Source organism: Pyramidobacter sp. C12-8 (assembly GCF_002007215.1).
Classification (GTDB): domain Bacteria; phylum Synergistota; class Synergistia; order Synergistales; family Dethiosulfovibrionaceae; genus Pyramidobacter.
This window is the reverse complement of record NZ_MUHX01000059.1, coordinates 1-1795: the sequence shown is the minus strand read 5'-3', so window position 1 is coordinate 1795 and position 1795 is coordinate 1. Positions and strand designations below refer to the sequence as shown.

Below are 1795 nucleotides of genomic sequence, written 5' to 3'. Positions count from 1 at the left end.
GATTCCCGAAACACCACCCTAGGAGTTCATCGTTAACTCAACTTTCTGGTTTAGCCAAGAGAGGTGTCACGCCCATCGCTCTGTAGATCTCTTCCTGTTTCATGAGCACTTCTCCTGGTATAGGGGCCTTCCCGGGCTCTGTAAAGCACTCAATGACATCCAGTTCGTCGAGTAACTCGTGCATGGTGTAATCTGCATATAGTCCGTTTTCTTCCATTTTTTTCTTGAGGTAGGAAAGGTAAATAAGTGAGAGAAACTCGACAAAAAACTTGCCTTCAAGCGCTCTTTCGGAAGAAACCAGGGTTCTTCGCAGATTCAATCGTTCTTTCACGTTCCAGAATGCCTTTTCGACCACGTCGCGCATCCGGTAAAGCTGGATGGCTGTTACGGGATCTTTGACTTCGTTGCTAATGAGGGCGAAGAAACCGTAGCGCTCGCAGGCCGCGTCCATCGCTTCTTGCTTATAGTCAAGCGCAATGCCGCGTTTGGGAGTTTCTTTCACCTTGAAATATTTTCGGTAGTCCTTTTCGTGTTCCGGTTTTCGGTGACCGCTCAGCAGTTCCTCCTTGAGGCTGTCCAACCTGCGGTTCAAAGCTTTGCCGTCATCCGCCAGTTTGTCGGGATTGAAGTACAGGTGCAGATACATTCTTCTCTTTCCGCTCAGAACATCTCCCTTATACGGCCTTTCCTGTTCGTAGTCCCAGGCGATCGTCTTGCTGAACACATACAGTTCCAGCCTGCTGTTGTAGGCGGCGTAACGGTCCTTTTGGGATCCAAGCTCACGGATGAAATCTTTGGCAAAGCTCAGAGCGGTTGAGATTCCACACAAAAATTTCACATGCGCTTTGTATAAGGCATTAATGTTGTCCGCACTGTAATACCCCCTGTCCATGACGAGCTTCACCTTGGAGTAACCAAGAATGTCCAGTTCCCTCAGCAGCTCGCGAATGGTCTTCACATCCGGAATGTTTCCGGCCAGTTTCCGGTAATAGAAGGGCAAGCCGGACTCTCCGCCAAACAGTAGAGCCAGATTCACCTGCGGCAGTTTCTCACCGTCCTTGTTGTTCCCGTACCGGACTTCTCTCAGGGCTTCGGAATAGCTGGAAATAGAGGTGCTGTCATAAGCCCAGTACTCTTTTTCCACACGCCTTTTCCCTTGGAGACGGAAGAACTTCATCTTGCCTTCTTCCGTTATGGACTGGAATAATTCAGAACTCCGCTGGGAAAGGATATCCTTGCCGTAAGGATGGCGGTGGAGCTTGCCCCACTTCTTAAAACGAAAGAGCGGATTCTGGTCTTCCAGGATAAGGTAGTAGGCGATGGAGAGGAGTTGCTTGTACTGCCCGGGGAAGCAGGCCTTGAGATCTTCCGTCACTCCGGTCACTTCCCCGATCTGGTCAAACAGGTAGGTCGCTCCGAAGAAGAGTCGATCGGGTGTCGACACGGGAACCGGCCCTTGCTTGGCAGGAGGATCCGCTGCCTGTGTGCTGCGACGTTTCCCACGACCATCTGTCGCTACGACTTCACCCGTTTGGAGATCTAATCTGCCTACCAACCTTCGCTTGGAGCGCCCTTGCTTCTTCTCCTTGTCCCAATACGATACCGATTCGTAAACATACGTGATCCCGCTTCTTTTATCTAGCTGCTTCACCAAAGCCATCTTCCTGCCTCCTTATCTAGTTACGTATGATAATACGTAACGATGAAAAAGACAAGAATTAACCCGCCAAAACTCAGTGTCTTAGCGGGATTCAGCTGGGCTGGTTGTCTTTTTCTAGTGTGGGGTTACGGGAAT

General features: G+C 50.2%; 1 protein-coding gene. It reads right to left on the bottom strand.

Going from position 1 to position 1795, the window contains the following annotated elements; translation table 11 throughout:
* Positions 1-37: 37 nt before the first annotated feature.
* Positions 38-1660 (bottom strand): IS1634 family transposase, encoded by a 1623-nt coding sequence (locus tag B0D78_RS12050; protein ID WP_078017175.1) that lies wholly within the window; start codon positions 1658-1660, stop codon positions 38-40.
* Positions 1661-1795: the final 135 nt, after the last annotated feature.

What these genes read in the sequence shown, in the direction of transcription:
- B0D78_RS12050 (WP_078017175.1), bottom strand. Translation starts at nt 1,660, where the DNA reads ATGGCTTTGGTGAAGCAGCTAGATAAAAGAAGCGGGATCACGTATGTT.